This is a genomic window from Pseudomonas sp. 2995-1, from assembly GCF_002742505.1.
GTDB classification, from domain to species: Bacteria; Pseudomonadota; Gammaproteobacteria; order Pseudomonadales; family Pseudomonadaceae; genus Aquipseudomonas; species Aquipseudomonas sivasensis.
The window spans coordinates 312,960-331,278 of the sequence record NZ_LJSA01000490.1; the positions used below are offsets into that span (position 1 = coordinate 312,960).

Annotated in this window: 14 protein-coding genes and 3 pseudogenes; 15 read left to right on the forward strand and 2 right to left on the reverse strand. The window is 62.1% G+C overall.

Annotated features, from left to right (window positions below):
• Positions 1 to 15: 15 nt before the first annotated feature.
• The 15 genes and pseudogenes from motD to yegS all read left to right on the forward strand — a co-directional run bounded on the left by motD (position 16) and on the right by yegS (position 16,767).
• Positions 16 to 903 (forward strand): flagellar motor protein MotD, encoded by an 888-nt coding sequence (motD, locus tag AOA61_RS26080; RefSeq protein ID WP_032887913.1) that lies wholly within the window; start codon positions 16 to 18, stop codon positions 901 to 903.
• A gap of 50 nt (positions 904 to 953) precedes the next feature.
• Positions 954 to 1,742: a ParA family protein gene (locus AOA61_RS26085; RefSeq protein WP_032887915.1), complete on the forward strand. Its 789-nt coding sequence runs from the start codon at positions 954 to 956 to the stop codon at positions 1,740 to 1,742.
• Complete coding sequence (locus AOA61_RS26090; RefSeq protein WP_032887917.1) at positions 1,742 to 2,542, forward strand: CheW domain-containing protein; 801 nt, start codon at positions 1,742 to 1,744, stop codon at positions 2,540 to 2,542. The genes AOA61_RS26085 and AOA61_RS26090 overlap by 1 nt, the downstream gene beginning before the upstream one ends.
• 80 nt (positions 2,543 to 2,622) lie before the next feature.
• The gene (locus AOA61_RS26095; RefSeq protein WP_032887919.1) at positions 2,623 to 3,105 is read left to right on the forward strand and encodes a chemotaxis protein CheW; all 483 of its coding nucleotides are present in this window, start codon (positions 2,623 to 2,625) and stop codon (positions 3,103 to 3,105) included.
• Positions 3,106 to 3,498, forward strand: coding sequence for a DUF2802 domain-containing protein (locus AOA61_RS26100; protein WP_032887921.1), 393 nt, complete (start codon positions 3,106 to 3,108; stop codon positions 3,496 to 3,498).
• Between the two features lie 267 nt (positions 3,499 to 3,765).
• Positions 3,766 to 5,433, forward strand: coding sequence for a ShlB/FhaC/HecB family hemolysin secretion/activation protein (locus tag AOA61_RS26105; RefSeq protein ID WP_032887923.1), 1,668 nt, complete (start codon positions 3,766 to 3,768; stop codon positions 5,431 to 5,433).
• A gap of 11 nt (positions 5,434 to 5,444) precedes the next feature.
• Complete coding sequence (locus AOA61_RS26110) at positions 5,445 to 5,966, forward strand: toxin-activating lysine-acyltransferase (RefSeq protein ID WP_032887925.1); 522 nt, start codon at positions 5,445 to 5,447, stop codon at positions 5,964 to 5,966.
• Positions 5,967 to 5,990: 24 nt separating this feature from the next.
• Positions 5,991 to 11,078, forward strand: a pseudogene (locus AOA61_RS26115) (filamentous hemagglutinin N-terminal domain-containing protein); the annotation flags it as partial.
• Positions 11,079 to 11,117: 39 nt separating this feature from the next.
• Positions 11,118 to 13,772, forward strand: a pseudogene (locus AOA61_RS32980) (hemagglutinin repeat-containing protein); the annotation flags it as partial.
• A 10-nt stretch (positions 13,773 to 13,782) separates the two neighbouring features.
• Positions 13,783 to 14,088: pseudogene (locus tag AOA61_RS32405) on the forward strand (hypothetical protein).
• A gap of 59 nt (positions 14,089 to 14,147) precedes the next feature.
• A complete protein-coding gene (locus AOA61_RS26125) occupies positions 14,148 to 14,456 on the forward strand; it encodes a hypothetical protein (RefSeq protein ID WP_090409756.1) in 309 nt (102 codons plus the stop codon).
• Positions 14,457 to 14,515: 59 nt separating this feature from the next.
• Positions 14,516 to 14,827: a hypothetical protein gene (locus AOA61_RS32410; protein WP_099603025.1), complete on the forward strand. Its 312-nt coding sequence runs from the start codon at positions 14,516 to 14,518 to the stop codon at positions 14,825 to 14,827.
• A gap of 24 nt (positions 14,828 to 14,851) precedes the next feature.
• A complete protein-coding gene (locus AOA61_RS26135; protein ID WP_032887932.1) occupies positions 14,852 to 15,178 on the forward strand; it encodes a hypothetical protein in 327 nt (108 codons plus the stop codon).
• Between the two features lie 33 nt (positions 15,179 to 15,211).
• Positions 15,212 to 15,757 carry a hypothetical protein gene (locus AOA61_RS26140; RefSeq protein ID WP_032887934.1) on the forward strand — a complete coding sequence of 182 codons (546 nt, stop codon included), beginning with the start codon at positions 15,212 to 15,214 and terminating at the stop codon, positions 15,755 to 15,757.
• 92 nt (positions 15,758 to 15,849) lie between these two features.
• The gene (gene yegS / locus AOA61_RS26145; RefSeq protein ID WP_099603026.1) at positions 15,850 to 16,767 is read left to right on the forward strand and encodes a lipid kinase YegS; all 918 of its coding nucleotides are present in this window, start codon (positions 15,850 to 15,852) and stop codon (positions 16,765 to 16,767) included.
• Here yegS and AOA61_RS26150 read toward each other — a convergent pair.
• Together AOA61_RS26150 and AOA61_RS26155 are read right to left on the reverse strand one after the other, a co-directional pair.
• Positions 16,726 to 17,385, reverse strand: coding sequence for a response regulator transcription factor (locus AOA61_RS26150; RefSeq protein ID WP_032887937.1), 660 nt, complete (start codon positions 17,383 to 17,385; stop codon positions 16,726 to 16,728). The two genes, yegS and AOA61_RS26150, sit on opposite strands and share 42 nt — an antisense overlap.
• A complete protein-coding gene (locus tag AOA61_RS26155; protein ID WP_095185440.1) occupies positions 17,382 to 18,275 on the reverse strand; it encodes a sensor histidine kinase in 894 nt (297 codons plus the stop codon). The genes AOA61_RS26150 and AOA61_RS26155 overlap by 4 nt, the downstream gene beginning before the upstream one ends.
• Between the last annotated feature and the right edge of the window lie 44 nt (positions 18,276 to 18,319).

Below are 18,319 nucleotides of genomic sequence, written 5' to 3' on the forward strand. Positions count from 1 at the left end.
TGGGGAGTAATGCCAATGAGCCGTCGCCGTCGCGAGCCTGAGGAACACGTCAACCACGAGCGGTGGCTGGTGTCCTATGCGGACTTCATCACCTTGCTGTTCGCATTTTTCGTGGTGATGTACTCCATCTCGTCGATCAACGAAGGCAAGTACAAAGTCATTTCCCAGGCGCTGATCGGCGTGTTCAACGACGCCGACCGTTCGCTCAAGCCGATCCCCATTGGCGAAGAGCGGCCCAAGAGCGTGACCCCGGCCAAGCCGCTGGTCAACGACAGCGACGAAACCGCGGCCGGCGTGGGCGGCACCAGCGACCCGCTGAAAAGCATCGCCGATGACATCAGTGCCGCGTTTGGCGACCTGATCAGCTCCAACCAGATGACCGTGCGCGGCAATGAGTTGTGGGTGGAGATCGAGCTCAATTCCAGCCTGCTGTTCGCCAGTGCCGATGCGTTGCCCAGCGACCAGGCGTTCACCATCATCGACAAGGTGGCGGCGATCCTCAAACCGTTTGAAAACCCGGTCCACGTCGAAGGTTTTACCGACAATGTGCCGATCAGCACCGCGCAGTACCCGACCAACTGGGAACTGTCCTCGGCCCGTGCCGCCAGCATCGTGCGCATGCTCGCGATGCAGGGTGTGAACCCCGGGCGCCTGGCGTCGGTGGGGTATGGCGAGTTCCAGCCGGTAGCCAATAACGCCACCCTGGAAGGCCGCGCGCGCAACCGTCGGGTGGTGTTGGTCGTCTCACGCAACCTGGATGTGCGCCGTAGCCTGACCGGCACCGGCACCGCCAATGCAACACCGGATGCGGCCTTGAGGCGCGCTGGCACACAAACTGCACCGGCCCCTGCAAAGCCGCCGGTTCGGCAGAGTGCCGTCAATTCTCCGTCACCGGCTCAATAACCTATGCAATGTCTCGGTCGCGCACGTGCCCACCGGGAGGAACCATCCGAATGAGAGTCTGGGCAGTTGCCAATCAAAAAGGTGGAGTCGGCAAGACCACCACCTCCATCGCTTTAGCCGGCTTGCTGGCCGAGGCGGGCAAGCGTGTGGTCGTGGTCGACCTCGACCCCCACGGCTCGATGACCAGCTATTTCGGTTACGACCCGGACGCGCTGGAGCACAGCAACTATGACCTGTTCCTGCACAAGGGCAGCGTGCCGAGCGACTTGCCCGGCCAACTGCTGTTGCCGACCAGTAACGAGAGCATTTCCCTGCTGCCGTCCAGCACCGCGCTGGCCACCCTTGAGCGCCAGTCGCCGGGGCAGAGCGGCCTGGGCCTGGTGATCGCCAAGACCCTGGCGCAACTGTGGCAGGACTTCGATTACGCGATCATCGACAGCCCGCCGTTGCTCGGCGTGCTCATGGTCAATGCCTTGGCGGCCAGCCAGCAGTTGGTGATCCCGGTGCAGACCGAGCACCTGGCGGTCAAAGGCCTGGAACGCATGGTCAGCACCCTGGCGATGATCAACCGCTCGCGTAAACAGGCGCTGCCGTACAGCATCGTGCCGACCTTGTTCGATCGCCGTACCCAGGCGTCCCTGGGCACGTTGCGCGTATTGCGTGACGCCTATCCGCAGACCATCTGGAACGGCTACATCCCGGTGGACACGCGCCTGCGCGATGCCAGCCGCGCCGGGCTGACGCCTTCGCAGTTCGACGGTAAAAGCCGTGGTGTGTTGGCCTACCGCGCATTGCTCAAGCACCTGCTGTCCCAGCAGCTTGTTGCGCAGGTGGCGTGATGAATCGTCCTGTCGAACTCAAGACCCGGCCGCAACTGGCACTGGAATCCTACCTGGATGCCTTGTTGCAGGAAGCCACTGCAGAAGAATTGCCGGAACCGATCCTGGTCCTGGAACCTGCGGTAGAAGAACCGTCGTCCAGTACCCTGGATGAGTTCCAGTTGGCCGTATTGGAAGAGCAGGCGCGTGATGCCTACGTCGCGCCGGTGATCGTGCCGGTCGCCGTCCCGGTGGTCATGCCCGTCGCGCCGGTGGTGGTCGAGCCCGTGGTGGAAGTGCACCTGCCACCGAATATTACGCCGCCGCCCGTGAGCGGCGATGGTCGTCCGGCCTGGGCGGCGGAGCCTTTCGAATGCCTGCTGTTCGACGTCGCCGGCTTGACCCTTGCGGTGCCTCTGGTGTGCCTGGGCTCGATCTACTCCCTGGCCGGCCAGGAACTGACGCCGTTGTTCGGGCAACCGGAGTGGTTCCTCGGAATCCTGCCGAGCCAGGCCGGTAATCTCAAGGTGCTGGACACCGCGCGCTGGGTGATGCCCGATCGCTACCGCGACGACTTCCGCCAAGGCCTGCAATACGTGATCTCGGTGCAGGGTTACGAGTGGGGGCTGGCGGTGCATCAAGTCAGCCGCTCGTTGCGCCTGGACCCTAACGAAATCAAATGGCGCAGCCACCGGGGCCAGCGGCCTTGGCTGGCGGGCACCGTAATCGAACACATGTGCGCGTTGCTCGACGTCGCCGAACTGGCCGAGTTGATCGCCAGCGGTGCCGTCAAGTCGATGCCCGTGAACATACGCAGTTGATTGAACAATAAGGGCCGCACGCAAGTGCGGTCGACGAAGCACACACGCCGTTCGTAACGGCATTTGAAGGGGTCATGGGTATGAATAAGTCAGCATCTGCACAAGGTTTGGATGATCCGATCCTGCAATGGGTTACCTTCAAACTGGACAACGAAACCTACGGCATTAACGTGATGCGCGTGCAGGAAGTGCTGCGCTACACCGAGATCGCCCCGGTTCCAGGTGCGCCGAGCTACGTGCTGGGCATCATCAACCTGCGCGGCAACGTGGTGACGGTGATCGACACCCGCCAGCGTTTTGGCCTGGATACCGTCGAAGTCAGCGACAACACCCGTATCGTCATCATCGAAGCCGACAAGCAAGTGGTCGGGATCATGGTCGATAGCGTGGCCGAAGTGGTTTACCTGCGCCAATCGGAAGTGGAAACCGCGCCGAACGTGGGTAACGAGGAATCAGCCAAGTTCATTCAGGGCGTGTGCAACAAGAACAACGAACTGCTGATTCTGGTTGAGCTGGACAAGATGATGAGCGAAGAAGAGTGGTCGGATCTGGAGAACATCTGATTGTTCCTTGAAGCAGCAGTGATTGTCCTGGCCCTGCTGTGGGCCGGGACGCTGGCGTTTATGCTGCGCTATGTGCGCCAGCAGCGAGAATTGGCCATGCAACAGGCCGAGCGCGATGCGCTGCGCGACCGGCGCATTCTGGAGCTGGTCAAGCGGGTTGATCACTTCCAGCAAAGTGCGGTGAGGGTCGGGGATGAGGTGCATGAACTGCGCGCCATCCTCGCGCCGTTGCCGGACAAGCTGGCGCAGATTGAGCAGCGCGACCCAGCGAGCCTGTCGTTTGCCCAGGCAGCGAAGCTGGTGGGCATGGGCGCGACGGTGGATGAACTGACCCAATCCTGCGGTTTGACTCAGGCTGAGGCGCAATTGATGAGCAAATTGCACAAAAACTGAGGATTAATTTTTACACCTGAAAAACCGCTATAACCCTTGAGTTAGAGCGTTGCAATGTGACAGTCCTGGCGGTCTGCAGTGGCCGCTTTTGCGAATCAAGTCACAGTGCCATGTTTTGCTGGGGCACTTTTGTGTCGTTGTGGTGACAAAGCCTGCGCATGTAGGAAGTTTCACTCACAAGGATGCGAAATGTCTCTCGTCGCTGTATCTAGAACAAAACCATCAGTTTTGCTGCAGTCGTGCGTTTCCACCTGTACTGCAGTTGGTTTGCTAGCCAGCGCGGCTGCGTTTGCGGCCGAGCCGCAAGCGCCAGCCCAGCAATTGATCCAGCAGCAACAGCGCGAGCGTGCACAACGCGAGCAGCTGGAACCGTCGCCCGACGTTCGCCTGCAAGCGCCCCAAGACACCGAAGCCAGCCTGCGCCTGCCGCGCGATGAAACGCCGTGCTTCAAGATCGACCGCGTGGTGCTCAGTGGCGACCAGGCCGAGGATTTCCAGTGGGCCCTGCGTGCCGCCAACCCGTCCGATGATCCGGTGCAAGGGCGTTGTGTTGGCGCGCGCGGGATCAACCTGACCATGAAGCGCATCCAGAATGCGATCATCGCCAAAGGTTTTATTACCACCCGCGTGCTGGCCCAGGCCCAGGACTTGAACCAGGGCACCCTGTCCCTGGTGGTGGTGCCCGGCCGGATCAAACACATCCGTTTTGCCGCCGGCACTTCGGCCCGCGCCAACTACTGGAATGCGATGCCCGCGTCCGATGGCGATGTGCTGAACCTGCGCGACATCGAACAGGCGCTGGAAAACTTCAAGCGCGTGCCCACCGCCGAAGCCGACGTACAGATCACCCCCGCCGAAGGCGCCGATGCGCAGCCAGGTGAAAGCGATGTGGTGATCGCCTGGAAGCAGGCCGTGCCCGTACGGGTCAGCCTGTCGGTGGACGACTCCGGCAGCAAGCAGACCGGCAAGTACCAGGGCAACGTCGCGCTGTCGCTGGATAACCTGGCGACCCTCAACGACCTGTTCTACATCAGCTTCAACCACGACCTCGGCGGCGGCGAAAGCGGCGACCGTGGGTCCAAGGGCCACACCATTCACTACTCGGTGCCCTACGACTATTGGCAGTTGAGCCTGACCTCCAGCGAATACGACTACCACCAGACGATCGCCGGGGTGAACCAGGCGTATTCCTACAGCGGCCGCAGCCGGACCAATGAGGTGCAGCTGTCGCGCGTGATCTATCGCGACGCGGTGCGTAAGACCACCGTGTCCCTCGGTGGCTGGAGCCGTACCTCCAGCAACTACATCGAAGACACCGAAATCGAATTTCAGCGCCGGCGCATGGCCGGTTGGCAGGCCGGGATCAATCACCGTGAATTTATCGGTGCGAATACCCTCGACCTTGGCGTCGGCTATCGCCGTGGCACCGGTGCGCGCGATGCCTTGCGCGCACCCGAGGAAGAAAACGGCGAAGGCACGTCGCGCTCGCAGATCATTACCGCCAACGCGCAATTGCAAGTGCCGTTCAGCGTCGGCCAGCAGAAGCTGCGTTACATCGGCGGCTGGCGCGGGCAATGGAACCGCACGCCGCTGATTCCCCAGGACCGCTTTTCAATCGGTGGGCGCTACACCGTGCGCGGCTTTGATGGCGAGCAGATTCTGTCGGCGGAACGCGGCTGGACCTTCAGCAACGACCTCGGCCTGAGCCTGGGCAACACCGGTCAGGAGCTCTATCTGGGCGTGGATTACGGCCAGGTTGGCGGGCATTCCACCGAGTACTTGCTGGGTCGCCGGCTGGCCGGTGCGGTGGTAGGCCTGCGCGGCGGCTACAAGCAGTTTTCCTATGACATCTACACCGGCAAACCTCTGGAAAAACCCAAGGGTTTCCAGACCGCCGACGTGACCAGTGGCTTCAGCGCCAACTGGTCATTTTGAAGGAGACCAGCATGTCGGATGACACCCTCGAAGTGCTCGCGCCCACCGGGCCCGACAGCCCCATCGACGAAGCCCAGGTGCTGGGTTCGGCGGTGTGGTTGTGGATGCACTCGGCGGCGCATCGCGATGCGCCATTGCACAGCCTGTCGACCCTGTTGCTGCCGGCGATCAAGCGCCGTCAGTTCATCCTGATCAGCGAAGCGGGGCGCCCGGTGTTTTTCCTGTCGTGGCTCAACCTCAGTGCCGAGGCCGAGGCGCGCTACCTGCGCGAACCAGCCGTCTGCCTGCCTGCCGCGGACTGGGACAGCGGCGACCGCCTGTGGATCAACGACTGGGTCGCGCCGTTCGGGCATACCCGACGAGTCAGCGGCCTGTTGCGACGGCGGCTGTGGCCGGGGCGGATCTTCCGTTCGCTGTACCACCGAGGCGATGAGCGCGGACTGCGCGTCATGAATTTCCAGGGTATCGCCGTCCTGGACCTGGAGGCGCAAGCCTGGTTTGCCACTCACCCGTTACCCAGCGACGCGCTCTGATCAGCCACCGCGCAAAGGACTTGCATGAATAAGCATCTGTATCGAATTGTTTTCAACCAGGCTCGCGGCCTGCTGATGGTGGTGGCCGAAAACGTCAAGAGCGCGTGCAAGGCTCCCGGCACGACCGGCGCCGTAGCGCGCCCGGGTACGGCGGTTGCCACGCTGACGCCGCTGCGGTTTGCGCTGATGCTGGGCATGGGCTGGGTCGCGCTGGCGGCGCCGGTACAAGCGCAGGTGGTGGTCGATGGCTCCGCACCGGCGGGCCAGCGCCCGACCATCGGCGCCGCCGGCAACGGCACCACGGTGGTGGACATCACCCGGCCAAGCGGCGCGGGCGTGTCGCGCAACACCTACACCCAGTTCGACGTGGACAAGCGCGGGGTGATCCTCAACAACGGCGTGACCAACAGCCAGACTCAACTGGGCGGGTGGATCGAAGGCAACCGCAACCTGGCCAACGGCAGCGCACGGGTGATTCTCAACGAGGTCAATTCGAGCAACCCTAGCCAGTTGCGCGGCTTTGTCGAAGTGGGGGGCTCCAAGGCGCAGGTGGTAATTGCCAACCCGTCGGGCATCACCTGTGAAGGCTGCGGGTTTATCAACGCCGACCGCGCGACCCTGACCACCGGGCGCGCGCAGTTCGAGAACGGCCTGATCAGCGGCTATGAAGTCTCGGGCGGCAAGATCAGCATCGGCGGCGAAGGCATGGACACCAGCCGCGCCGACTACACCGAAATCATCGCGCGCACGGTCGAGGTGAACGCGGGCATCTGGTCCAAAGACTTGACCATCAAGGCCGGCACCACCGGCGCGGCACCGACCGACACGCCAACCGTCGCCATCGACGTGGCGCAGTTGGGCGGCATGTACGCGGGCAAGATCACCTTGGTCGGCAATGGCGCAGGCGTGGGCGTGCGCAATGCCGGGCAGATCGGCTCCAGCGCCGGTGAAGTGGTGATCGGCACCGACGGCCGGATCGAAAACCACGGCCAGATCAGCAGCGCCACCGATTTGACCGCCCGCGCCGACAAGGGCATCGACAACGACGGCACGCTGTACGCCCAAGGCAACCTGGCCGTGCACACCGCTGGTGATATCGACAACCGTGGCATCGTGTCCGCCCAGGGCAATGCCGCGCTGACCGCCACCGGCGCCAATTCGGCGATTCGCAGCCACGCAGGTTCCGCATTGGCCGCGGGCGTGGACAGTACCGGCAAGCTCGGCAGCAGCGGTTCGCTGACGCTGACCTCGGCTGGCACCTTGACCGCCAAAGGCCAGAACCTCGCCGCGCAGACCCTCAAGGCCAGCGCCGCCCAGGTCGACCTGAGTGACAGCCAGACGTCCGCCCAGACCGTTGAGTTGACCAGCACCGCCGGCAATCTCGACTTGCGTCGCAGCCGCGTCACCGCCGGCCGCGCCCTCACGGCCGACGCTAACCAGAGCGTGCTCAGCGATGCCGCACAGGTAGGCGCGGCACAGATCAGCGTGACCGCGCTGGACCTGTCCAACGTCGGCGGCAAGTGGGTGCAGACCGGCAGCAATGGTATGCAAATGACCGTCGCGCGCAGCCTCGACAACAGTGGCGGTACGCTGTCCAGCGGTGGCGCCCTCGTCGTCAGCGCTGACACCCTGAACAACGCGGATGGCCTGGTGCAGTCGGGTGGCCTTGGCGACTTGTCCGTCACCGCGCGCCAGCACCTGAACAATCAGAAGGGCAAGCTGGTCACCGCCGCGCAATTGACCCTCGACGGCGGCACCCTGGACAACAGCAGCGGGCAGATCACCGCCGGCGGCGCGCTGGGGATCAAGGCCGCGCAGTTGAACAACGCCAATGGCACCGTCGCGGCCACGCAAACCTTGACGGTCAAGACCGACAGCCTGCAGAACCAGGGCGGTACCCTCGGTTCGGTGGCCGCCGACCTGGTCCTCAACAGCGACACCAGCGTGCTCGACAACCGTGGCGGGCGTCTGGAGGCAGCCAAGGCGCTGACCCTCAATGCACTCGGCCTGAACAACCAAAGTGGGGTGATCACCGGCGCGCAACTGCTGCTCAATACCCAGGGCCAGCAGCTCGACAACAGTGCAGGCACCGTTAACGCCAGCGACACGCTGAGCGTCGACAGCGGCGCGTTGATCAACGACGGCGGCATCATGCAGGCCAAGTCGGACCTGCGCGTGGATACCCACGGCCAACAGCTGAGCAACCGCAATTCCGGCAGCACCGGCGGCATCCTCGGCCAGCGCGACGTCACCGTGCGGGCCGGTCAAGTGTTCAACGACCAAGGCTTTATCGGCAGCGCGCAAACTCTGGACATCAACGCCCAGCAACTGAGCAACCAGGCGGGCTTGTTGCGCGCCGACGGGCATCTGTTGCTGACCGCCGCGAGCGTGGACAACAGCGCGACCCAGGGCGCGAACCAGGGCATCAAGGGCCAGAGCGTCGATCTCGACACCGATACGCTGACCAACCGCGCTGGCTCAATCGTGTCCGACACCACGCTGAACGTGAAGGGCAGCGGCAGCGTGGACAACGACGCGGGCATCCTTTCGGCGGGCAGCGTGCTGACCCTGGCCGATCGCAACCCGGCGCAGAAAAGCCTGGCCATCAACAACGGCGCGGGCACCCTGATTGGGGGCCAGTCCGTGTTGCTCGACAGTGCCAATTACAGCGGCGCCGGCAAGGTCCAAAGCCTCGGCGACCTGACCTTCCGGTTGACTCAAAACTTCATCAACAGCGGCCTGGTGCAGAGCAACGGCGACCTGTCGCTGCAGACTGGCGGCACGATGACCAACCAGGGGGCGGTGCAGTCCGGCGCGCTGGTGCGCGTGGATGCCGGCGCTATCGACAACGGTGCCAACGGCGTGATCAGTGGGCGGCGTGTGCAGGCCAACGCGGTCAACCAATTCGACAACCGTGGCGTGGTCGACGGCGAGACGACCCGCCTCAGTGCTGCGACCCTGAACAACCTCGGTACCGGGCGCCTCTACGGTGATCATTTGTCGATCACCGCCGGTACGCTCAACAACATCCTCGAAGGCGCAACGGCGGCGACCATCGCGGCACGCAACCGCCTGGATATCGGCGCTCAGGTGATCAACAACCGTGAGCACGGACTGATCTTCAGCGCCGGCGATACGGTGATCGGCGGCTTGCTTGACGCCAATGACCAGGCCAGCGGCCAGGCACAGGTGCTCAACAATGCGAGCGCCACCGTCGAAGCGCTGGGCCATCTGAGCGTCAACGCCAAGCAGATCAATAACACCAACGAACACTTCGCCACCGACCGCGTGCTGGTGTCCAACCAAGTGCTGCAGGAGTACCTGCTGTCGGGCTCGACCAACCGTTACACGCCGGACCAGATCTCGCTGTACAACGACGAGGTGCTGCACCTGGTCACGCCGGAAGGCTACGGCACGCGCTGGAACCGCTATGACTACACGCGCAGCGTCACCGAGACGCAAATTGTCAGCTCCGACCCTGCGCAGATGCTTGCCGGTGGCAACCTCACGTTGATCGCCGACCAGGTGCTCAACGACAAGAGCCGGATCATTGCCGGGCAGGCGCTCAACGGCAGCATCGGCCAAGTGATCAACACCGAAGTGACCGGCGAACGGGTCACGGCCGACAACGGCAGCGTGGCCAATTACTATCGCATCCAGCGCAAGGGCCGTGACCGCCAGGGCGTTGGCCTGACCGGTTATACGCCGGCGCCGCTGATCGAGCAGATCTCCCTTAAACCCACGGTGTACACCGAGTACGCGGCCATCAACGGCAGCGGCACCCAGGTTGGCGCGCTGGTTCTGGCCAACGTTACCGACAGCACTGCGGGTACCGGTGAGCTGGCGGGCGTAGGCCGCACCCACGCCGTGAGCCCGATCAGTGAAGTGAAGGCACTGACCCAACTGGACGCGGCAGGCGCGGTGGAGCAGATCCGCACGGGTGGTTTCAACCCCGACCTGCCCAACAGCAGCCTGTTCCAGGCCAACCCGAACAGCACCGCCGGTTATCTGGTGGAGACCGACCCGCGCTTCGCTAACTACCGCAAGTGGTTGTCTTCGGACTACATGCTCGGGCGCCTGAACCTCGACCCGGCGGCTACGCAGCAGCGTCTGGGCGACGGCTTCTACGAACAGAAGCTGATCCGTGAGCAAATCGCGCAACTCACCGGCCGGCGCTTTCTCGACGGCTACGCCAGTGATGAGGAACAGTATCGCGGCATGATCGACAGCGCCGTGACCCTGGCGGATCAGTGGAAACTGATTCCTGGTGTCGCCCTGACCGCCGAACAAATGGCGCAGTTGACCAGCGACATCGTCTGGCTGGTGTCCAAGGACGTCACGCTGGCGAGCGGTGAAGTCCGTCAGGTGCTCGTGCCGCAAGTCTATGTGCGGGTTCGCGAAGGTGATCTGGATGGCTCCGGCGCACTGATGGCTGGGCGCACGTTGAACCTTGATGTGCGCGGTGATCTGGTGAACTCCGGCAGCCTGTCCGGGCGCGATGGCGTGAACATCAGCGTGCAGAACCTCGACAACCTCGGCGGCCGTATCCAGGGCAACGACGTGGCCCTGACCGCCAGCCAGGACATCAACAACATCGGCGGCCTGATCAGCGCCAACAGCCGTCTGGCCCTGAGCGCCGGCAACGACATCAATGTGCGCTCGGTCACCACCGACAGCGAGAGCGATCAGGGCACCCGCACCGGCTTGTCGCGGGTGGCGGGGTTGTACGTGTCGGCACCGGCGGCGAACCTGATTGCCACCGCCGGCAACGATATCAACCTGCAAGCCGCGCAAGTGAGCAACACCGGCGTCGGCGGCAAGACGTCGCTGGTGGCGGGCAACGACATCACCCTGACTACAGTGAAAGAGTCCTACACCCAGTCCAACCAGTGGGATGGCGACAACTGGCGCAAGGAAGCCGGACGCAATGAAGTCGGCAGTTCGGTGCAGGCCAACGGCGATGTTCGCGTGGGCGCCGGGCGTGACGTGCAGGTGCGCGGGGCGATGGTCAACAGCGACGCGGGGGCTGTTGCTGTGAGTGCGGTGCGCGACATCAATGTCGAGGCCGGCGAGCGCTTCAACAGCGCCGACGAAGCGCACAAGGTCAAGGGCAGCAACGGGATGTTTTCGAGCAAGACCACCACCACCCGCGACACGGTCAGCCAGACCACCGCACAGGCCTCGACCTTCAGTGGCGAGCAGGCGGTGATGCAGGCCGGCAACAACATCACGATTACGGGTAGCAACGTGGTTTCCACATCGGGCACGGTGCTGGCGGCGGGCAACGACATCAAGGTATTGGCAGCCACCGAGCAACTTGACGAAAAACACATGAAGGACGTGAAGACCAGCGGGATGTTCAGCGGCGGCGCCATTGCCGTCACCGTTGGTTCCAAGCAACAGACCAACAAAGACAGCAGTCAGCAGACTACGGCGGCCGCGAGCAACATTGGCGCAACCGACGGCGACGTGCTGATCAGCGCCGGCGGCGAATACCGTCAGGTGGGCAGCAATGTGAACGCGCCCAATGGCGATGTGTCGATCGACGCGTCCGAGGTCAATATCCTCGAAGCGCGCAACCTCAGTGCGCAGCAGCAGGAGCAGCGCTTCAAGCAGACCGGCGTGAGCCTGACCCTGACCAACCCGATCGTGAATGCGGTACAGACCGCCCAGCGCATGAACAAAGCGGCCGAGAGTACCGACGACAAACGAATGAAGACCCTGGCGGCGCTGAGTACCGCGTGGTCCGCCAACGACGCCCATACTCAGGTCATGGCCGACCCGGCGGCGGCGGGCGGTATCAACTTGAGCATTGCCCTGGGCATGAACAAGAGCGAGAGCAAAAGCGAGCAGACCAGCAACACCGCAGCCGCTTCGACGGTCGCGGCGGGAGGGGGTGTGACGATCGTGTCCTCGGGCGGCACGCGCAACAACAACCTGACCGTGCAGGGCAGTGAGATCACGGCGGGCAACAATGCGTTGTTGAAAGCTGACGGCAACATTCTGCTGGCGGGTGCGCAGAACACCATCGAGCAACACAGCACCAACAAAAGCGTCAACGGCAGCCTTGGCATCGGCATCTCGTTTGGTAGCGAGAAAAACGGTCTGAGCTTCAACGCGTCCGCCTCTCAGAGCCGTGGCAATGCCGATGGCAATGACTTGGTGTGGAGCAACACCCACGTGACTGCTGGCAAAGAGGTCAGTCTGATTTCCGGTAAGGACACCACCCTGCGTGGTGCGGTGGTGTCGGGTGAGACGGTCAAGGCCGATATCGGCGGCGACCTGAATGTCGAGAGTCTGCAGGACACCAGCACCTTCGCGTCCGAGCAGAAGAGCATGAGCGCCGGGATCAGCATCTGTATCCCGCCGGTCTGTGCCGGTGCGGCGACCGCTAGCTTCAGCTCCACCAACGCCAAGCAGAAGTCCAACTTTGCCAGCGTGATCGAACAATCGGGCATACGTGCCGGCGACGGTGGTTTCGACATCAACGTGCGCGGCAATACCGACCTCAAGGGTGGCGTGATCGCCAGTTCCGACAAGGCCATTGCCGACGGCAAAAACAGCCTGACCACCGGCACGCTGACGGTGTCCGACATCCACAACGTGTCCGAAGCCAGCGCCAAAACTTCAGGCGTCGACCTGAGTTCGGACATGCTCGACGGCAAACTGGGCACGGCCAAGGCGCTGCTCGCCAACAGCATCAACAACGGCTCGGACTCCGACTCCGCCGACAGCGACACCCGCAGCGCGATCAGCGCCGGCACCTTGGTGATCACCAATGCCGAGCGCCAGCGTGTGGTTGGCGGCATGACGGTTGACCAGACAATTGCCAACCTGAACCGCAACACCGAGGCCGCCCATGTCGCCGTGGGACGGTTGGATGTGGCGGAAATGGGGCGCAAGGTCGCGGCTGAGCAGGAGATCAAGCGTGAGTTCTATCATCAGGTCTCGCTGCTGGCGGATGAGGCGTATCGCAAGATCTTTATCGAGAAGGCGCGGGTGTATGAGGTCTTGAAGGATGAGAATGGTAAGGCGCGGGTTGATAAAGAAGGCAAAGTTGAATATCGCGAGTTGAGCGACGAAGAGAAAATGAACCTCAAGAAAGGGCCGGACGGCAAAGTGCATATCGCCAACAACGGCATTTTCAATGATGCCGACGCTGCGGCCAGGTATGCCAACCAGCACAGTTCTGCCGATACCGGGCCGCAGTATTTGATCCACTTCGAGAAAGCCAACAACTTCACCTCGGAGCTGATGATTGCGGCATATCAGAAAAACCTGGAAAACGATTTCTGGGGCCTGTCCAACGCGACCGTGCAGACCAAGGAATACATGGTCCAGTTCGGTAAAAGCGGGCTGCATATCGACGGCCATAGCCGGGGCACCATGACCACGGGCAATGCCATGGAGTCTTTGGTACGTGACCCATCAAACATTGGCGTGTTGGGTGATACGTCGATGAATTTCTTCGGGGCTGCGTATGGGGTGCAAAAAGCCGATTCGTTGCTGGGGATATTGCAGGATCGCTCAAGCTTCAGCTCTGAGAAAAAGCGCGAGGAGATGGCGCTGCAGTACCAGAATCATCGTTTCGACCCGGTTGCACGGACACTAGGCGTAGGCTTTAACCCTGGGACCGGCGGTACGCTACCCCCTGGTAGTAACCCCTTATTGGAGTGGTTGAAGGTGTTTTATGCTGCTGAAAGCGTCCATAACTGTTACGGCGCCGCGTCACCGGCATGCGGCGTTTACTGGAAGGATTTCAAGGAGAATCAATCACAATTCGTCAAAGTCAAACCTCAACCCTAAGGCATTCAGGATGTTCAAGTCCGCAATGCTGCCGGGTCTGGGCTTGCTGGTTGTCGCTGGCTGCACACCGTTTTAGCCACCTCCACCTGATTTCACCAGATGGTATAAATCCGGCGTATCCGAGGTGGAGGTGAAAAGCGCCATGCGTGGTTGCGGTTACACCAATCTGGATGGAAGGGGAGATCTATCACCCATCGATGTAAGACTGGCGCGTTTTTATTGCATGAAGGACGCAGGCTTCTCACGCAAAGATAACTTGGACATGTGCAAGCTTGGCCGCGTTGGTGAATCACCGGTGTGCGAAGGTCGTCGTTAATCCATACCTGAAAGGAAACAGAGAATGAACGATCTACGCAAACCATGAGGAAGAACGTGATGTTCAGGAAGAGCCTGCTGTTGAGTGTTTACGCGGTGTTATTGATTGGCTGCACGGGCAGGGGCTTCCAACCGCCGCCGCCTGACTTTATCTATTGGCAAAAGAGTGGGGTCTCTGTAGAGGGCGTTAAGAGCAGTATGCTCGCGTGCGGGTACGAGAATGTGGCGGGCACGGGCGGCGGTTCAATCGATGAGCGGCTTAGGAGCTTCTACTGCATGAAAGATGCGGGCTTCACACGCAAAGATAACTTGGACATGTGCAAGCTTGGCCGCGCTGGCGAATCACCGGTGTGCGAAGGTCGCCGCTGATCCATCACTAAAAGGTCGTAGGGAATGAACGATCTGCGCAAACCCTGAGGAAGAGCACGATGTTCAGGAAGAGCCTTCTGCTGAGTGTTTACGCGGTGTTATTGATTGGCTGCACGGGGAGGGGCTTTCAACCGCCGCCGCCGGAATTCACCAATTGGAAAAAAAGTGGGGTCTCCCAAGAAGACGTCAAGAGTGCGATGAGAGCTTGCGGGTATATCAACCTGACAGGCACGGGGGACACAACGCCTATTGACCAGGTACTCACACAGTTTTATTGCATGAAAGACTCGGGTTTCAAGCGCACAGATAACATTGACCTGTGCAAAGAAGGCCGCATTGGCGAATCACCGGTGTGCGAAGGCCGTCGGTAACCCATCCCTAAAAGGAAGCAAGGAATGAACGATTTACGCAATGGACTGTACGGCGTCGCGCTGGCATTGGCGGCGACAGGGTTGGGCGGTTGCGCCTCGTCGATGACGGTCACCGGCGAGCCGGGGGTGAGGATGGGCCAGAGCTATGCACAGGTGCTCGCGGTGGTCAGCCGCAACAACGCCGTGACCAAGCAGGTCGATGGCGAAGGCTTCCGGGCGGAGGGTTACTCGTCGATGTTCAAGGACTGCCGCATCAAGTACTTCATCTTTCAGGGCGCCGATGGCTTGCAGCAGGTGAAGTACGAGCCCGCACCGCAGTTGTCGGTCAGCCAGAATTGCCGTCAGCCGTAAACAGCCCTTTATTCCTTTGCGAGTTGACTGCTGATGAGCGTTTTACGTGGGGTTCCCGTGGCGTTGCTGGTGCTGCTGACAGGCTGCGGCCAAGTGGCGAATATCCGTTCCTTGTCCACCGGCTACGTCGCACCAACGTCTGGCGAGACTGCCCGTGTGCGGTTGATCACCGATGGTCTGGTGCGCGCGGTGCCGGGGCGTGATTGCCTGGACTGGAATGTACCGGGCGCTGGGGTGATGGCGTCGACGAAAGCGGGCTTCCCCGATCACAACGGCGAGAGCCTGGGCATGCCTGGGCCGATTTACTCGTGGGCGGCTGCCGTATCGTCGGAGTTGGTGGTGCCGGCGAACACCCCGATCGCGTTTCATTACTTGGGGAAACTGCAGTATTCCCGGCAATGCTCCAGCACCATGACCTTTGTGCCTCGGCCGGGGATGGACTACATGGTGCAGGCGTCCATCTATGCGAGCTGTTCGTTCCAGCTGCACGAGCTGCCGCCGGGCGGTAAGCAATGGGTCGAGGTGGAGCCTGCGCCCAAGGGCAAGGTGTCGATGTGCAACGCGATGGATAATTTCTAGCGAGCCAATTATTTTTCGACCTTAATGACTTTTTCCTACTCCTCAAAGGTCAACATCCTTCAAGCACCATTGACTCCAGGAGTACGCCCCCCATGACCACCCCCAAGGCACTGTTGATCCTTCACGGCAAGCAAGCCCTCAACGAGGACGTACGCGCGGCCGTGCTGGCCCGGCGCGAGTCGGGTTTGGAGCTGGCGGTGCGGGTGACGTGGGAGGGCGGTGACGCTCAACGGCTGGTCAAGGAGGCTGTGGACGGCGGTTACACCCACATCATTGCCGGCGGCGGCGACGGCACCTTGCGCGACGTGGCCGAAGCCATGGCCCAGGCCAAGAGCGACGCCAGCCTGGTGCTGATGCCCCTGGGCACCGCCAATGATTTTGCCAAGGCTGCCGGCGTGCCGTTGGAGCCTGCCCAGGCCCTGGCATTGCTGGATGTGCCCCCTAGGGCAATCGACCTCGGCCAGGTCGGCGGGCAGATTTTCCTGAACATGGCCACTGGCGGCTTTGGTAGCCAGGTCACGGCCAATACCTCCGAAGATTTGAAGAAAGTCCTCGGCGGCGCTGCTTATCTGTTTACCGGCCTGACGCGCTTCAGCGAGTTGAAGGCCGCCTACGGTGAGCTGGAAGGACCGGACTTTCACTGGAAGGGCGAGTTGCTGGCGCTGGGTATCGGCAACGGCCGCCAGGCGGGCGGTGGGCACATACTGTGCCCCGGCGCATTGGCCGATGATGGTTTGCTCGACGTCAGCATTCTGCCGGCGCCTCAGGAAGTGGTCGGCACGCTGCTCAATCTGGTGAGCGACGGTGGGATCGACAACATGTTCGTAAGGGCGCGCCTGCCGTGGGTCGATATCAAGGTGGCGCAGGGCTTGTACATCAACCTCGATGGCGAGCCGCTGGAAGGTGACGACCTGCACTTCGAGGCGTTGCCCAAGGCGCTTCGCGTGCATTTGCCGATGGATTCGCCCCTAGTCGTCCAGGCTGATGATCTGCTCGCGCACAGCGAATAACACCAGGCCTGCCACATCAAATATCTGCAGACGCTTCATGATTTGCGAGCGGTGGGCTTCTACGGTCTTGATGCTCAGGCCCAGGCCGTGGGCGATCTCACGGGTGGATTTGCCGCGCACGATCAGGCGCAGGATCTCCAGTTGGCGTGCCGTGAGGTTATGGCTTTGACCGGCGGGCGTGATCGGCCCCTGGCTGCGCACCAGCGCCTGGTTGATCACGGTGTGGGCGATCGCCGGGCTCAGGTAGCGCTCGTTGTTGCGCAAGGCTTGCAGCGCGTGTTCCAGCTCATTGGCGGTAGTGTCCTTGAGCAGGTAGCCATGGGCACCGGCTTGCAGCGCGCGCATGATCAACTCCGGGTCGGTGTGCATCGACAGGATCAGCACCTTGCTCTTGGGGTGCGCACTCTTGAGTTGCTTTAAAGCGTCGAGGCCGCCGGTGTGCTTCATCGACAGGTCCAGCAGCACAATGTCCGGCAGCAAGCGATTGAACTGCTCCAGCAATTGGGCGCCATCGCTGGCTTCGCCCGTCACCGTGTAGCCGGGAATATCCTGGATCAGCGCACGCACGCCGGCCCTGATCAGGGCATGATCGTCCACCAGAAGTAATGTGCAGGTCACTCGATAACCTTAGGGGCGCTGGCCCGTTCGAGGGCGCGGGGCGCCCAGGGGAAGAGCGCTTCGATGCGCGTCCCGTTACCTGGATGACTGCTCACGGACAATGTGCCGCCAAGCTGATCAACCCGCTCGGACATGCCCGCCATGCCCCGCTGGCCTTCCAGGCTGGGATTGATGGCGGGCAAAAACCCCTGGCCGTCATCACAAATGCTCAGCGACAGGCCTTCGGGTAGACGTTGCAGGCGCACCAGCAGGTTGTGTGCCTGGGCGTGGCGCAGCATGTTGGTGACGGCCTCCTGGGTGATGCGAAAGGCCGCCACGGCCATTTCTTCCGGGATGCCGGTCAGCCGTTGCTGGCATTCCAGGCTCCAGTGCACCGGGGTGTTTTCCAGGGTCTTGAGCAGGTGCGCGCGCAGGCTGGCTTCCAGGCCCAGGCTGGCGAGCTGTCGGGGGTTGAGGATGGCAGAGACGTCGCGCACCTTGGCCAGGGTCTCGTTCAAGGTATTGCACAAGACGTTGCACTGGGTTTGCAGCTCATCCGGCATACGGCGCTTGAGCCATTCGCTTTGCAGCTTGGCGGCGGTCAGCAGTTGCCCGATGTCGTCATGCAGTTCGCGGCTGAGGCGGTGGCGTTCGTTTTCCTGCACTTGCAGCAGGCGATCGGCCAATTCCTGGGGCTGGAACTTGATGGATTTGCGCGAGTACCACTGTTGCAGGCCTACCACTAATAAAATGGCTAGGTTGAGCAGCAGTACCATCAGCGGCAGCGGTGCGGAGTGGGCGTAGGCCCACAGGCTCAGCAGCAGCGAGCCAAGGCATAGCGTGAGGATCAAACGGCGTGCATTGCTGCGGGACGCGGACCTTGCGATGAATGTCTTGAGGCTGGCATGCATAGCGGATGGAGCCAATAAAGGTTCGCTGCGGGAAGACCGGTCGA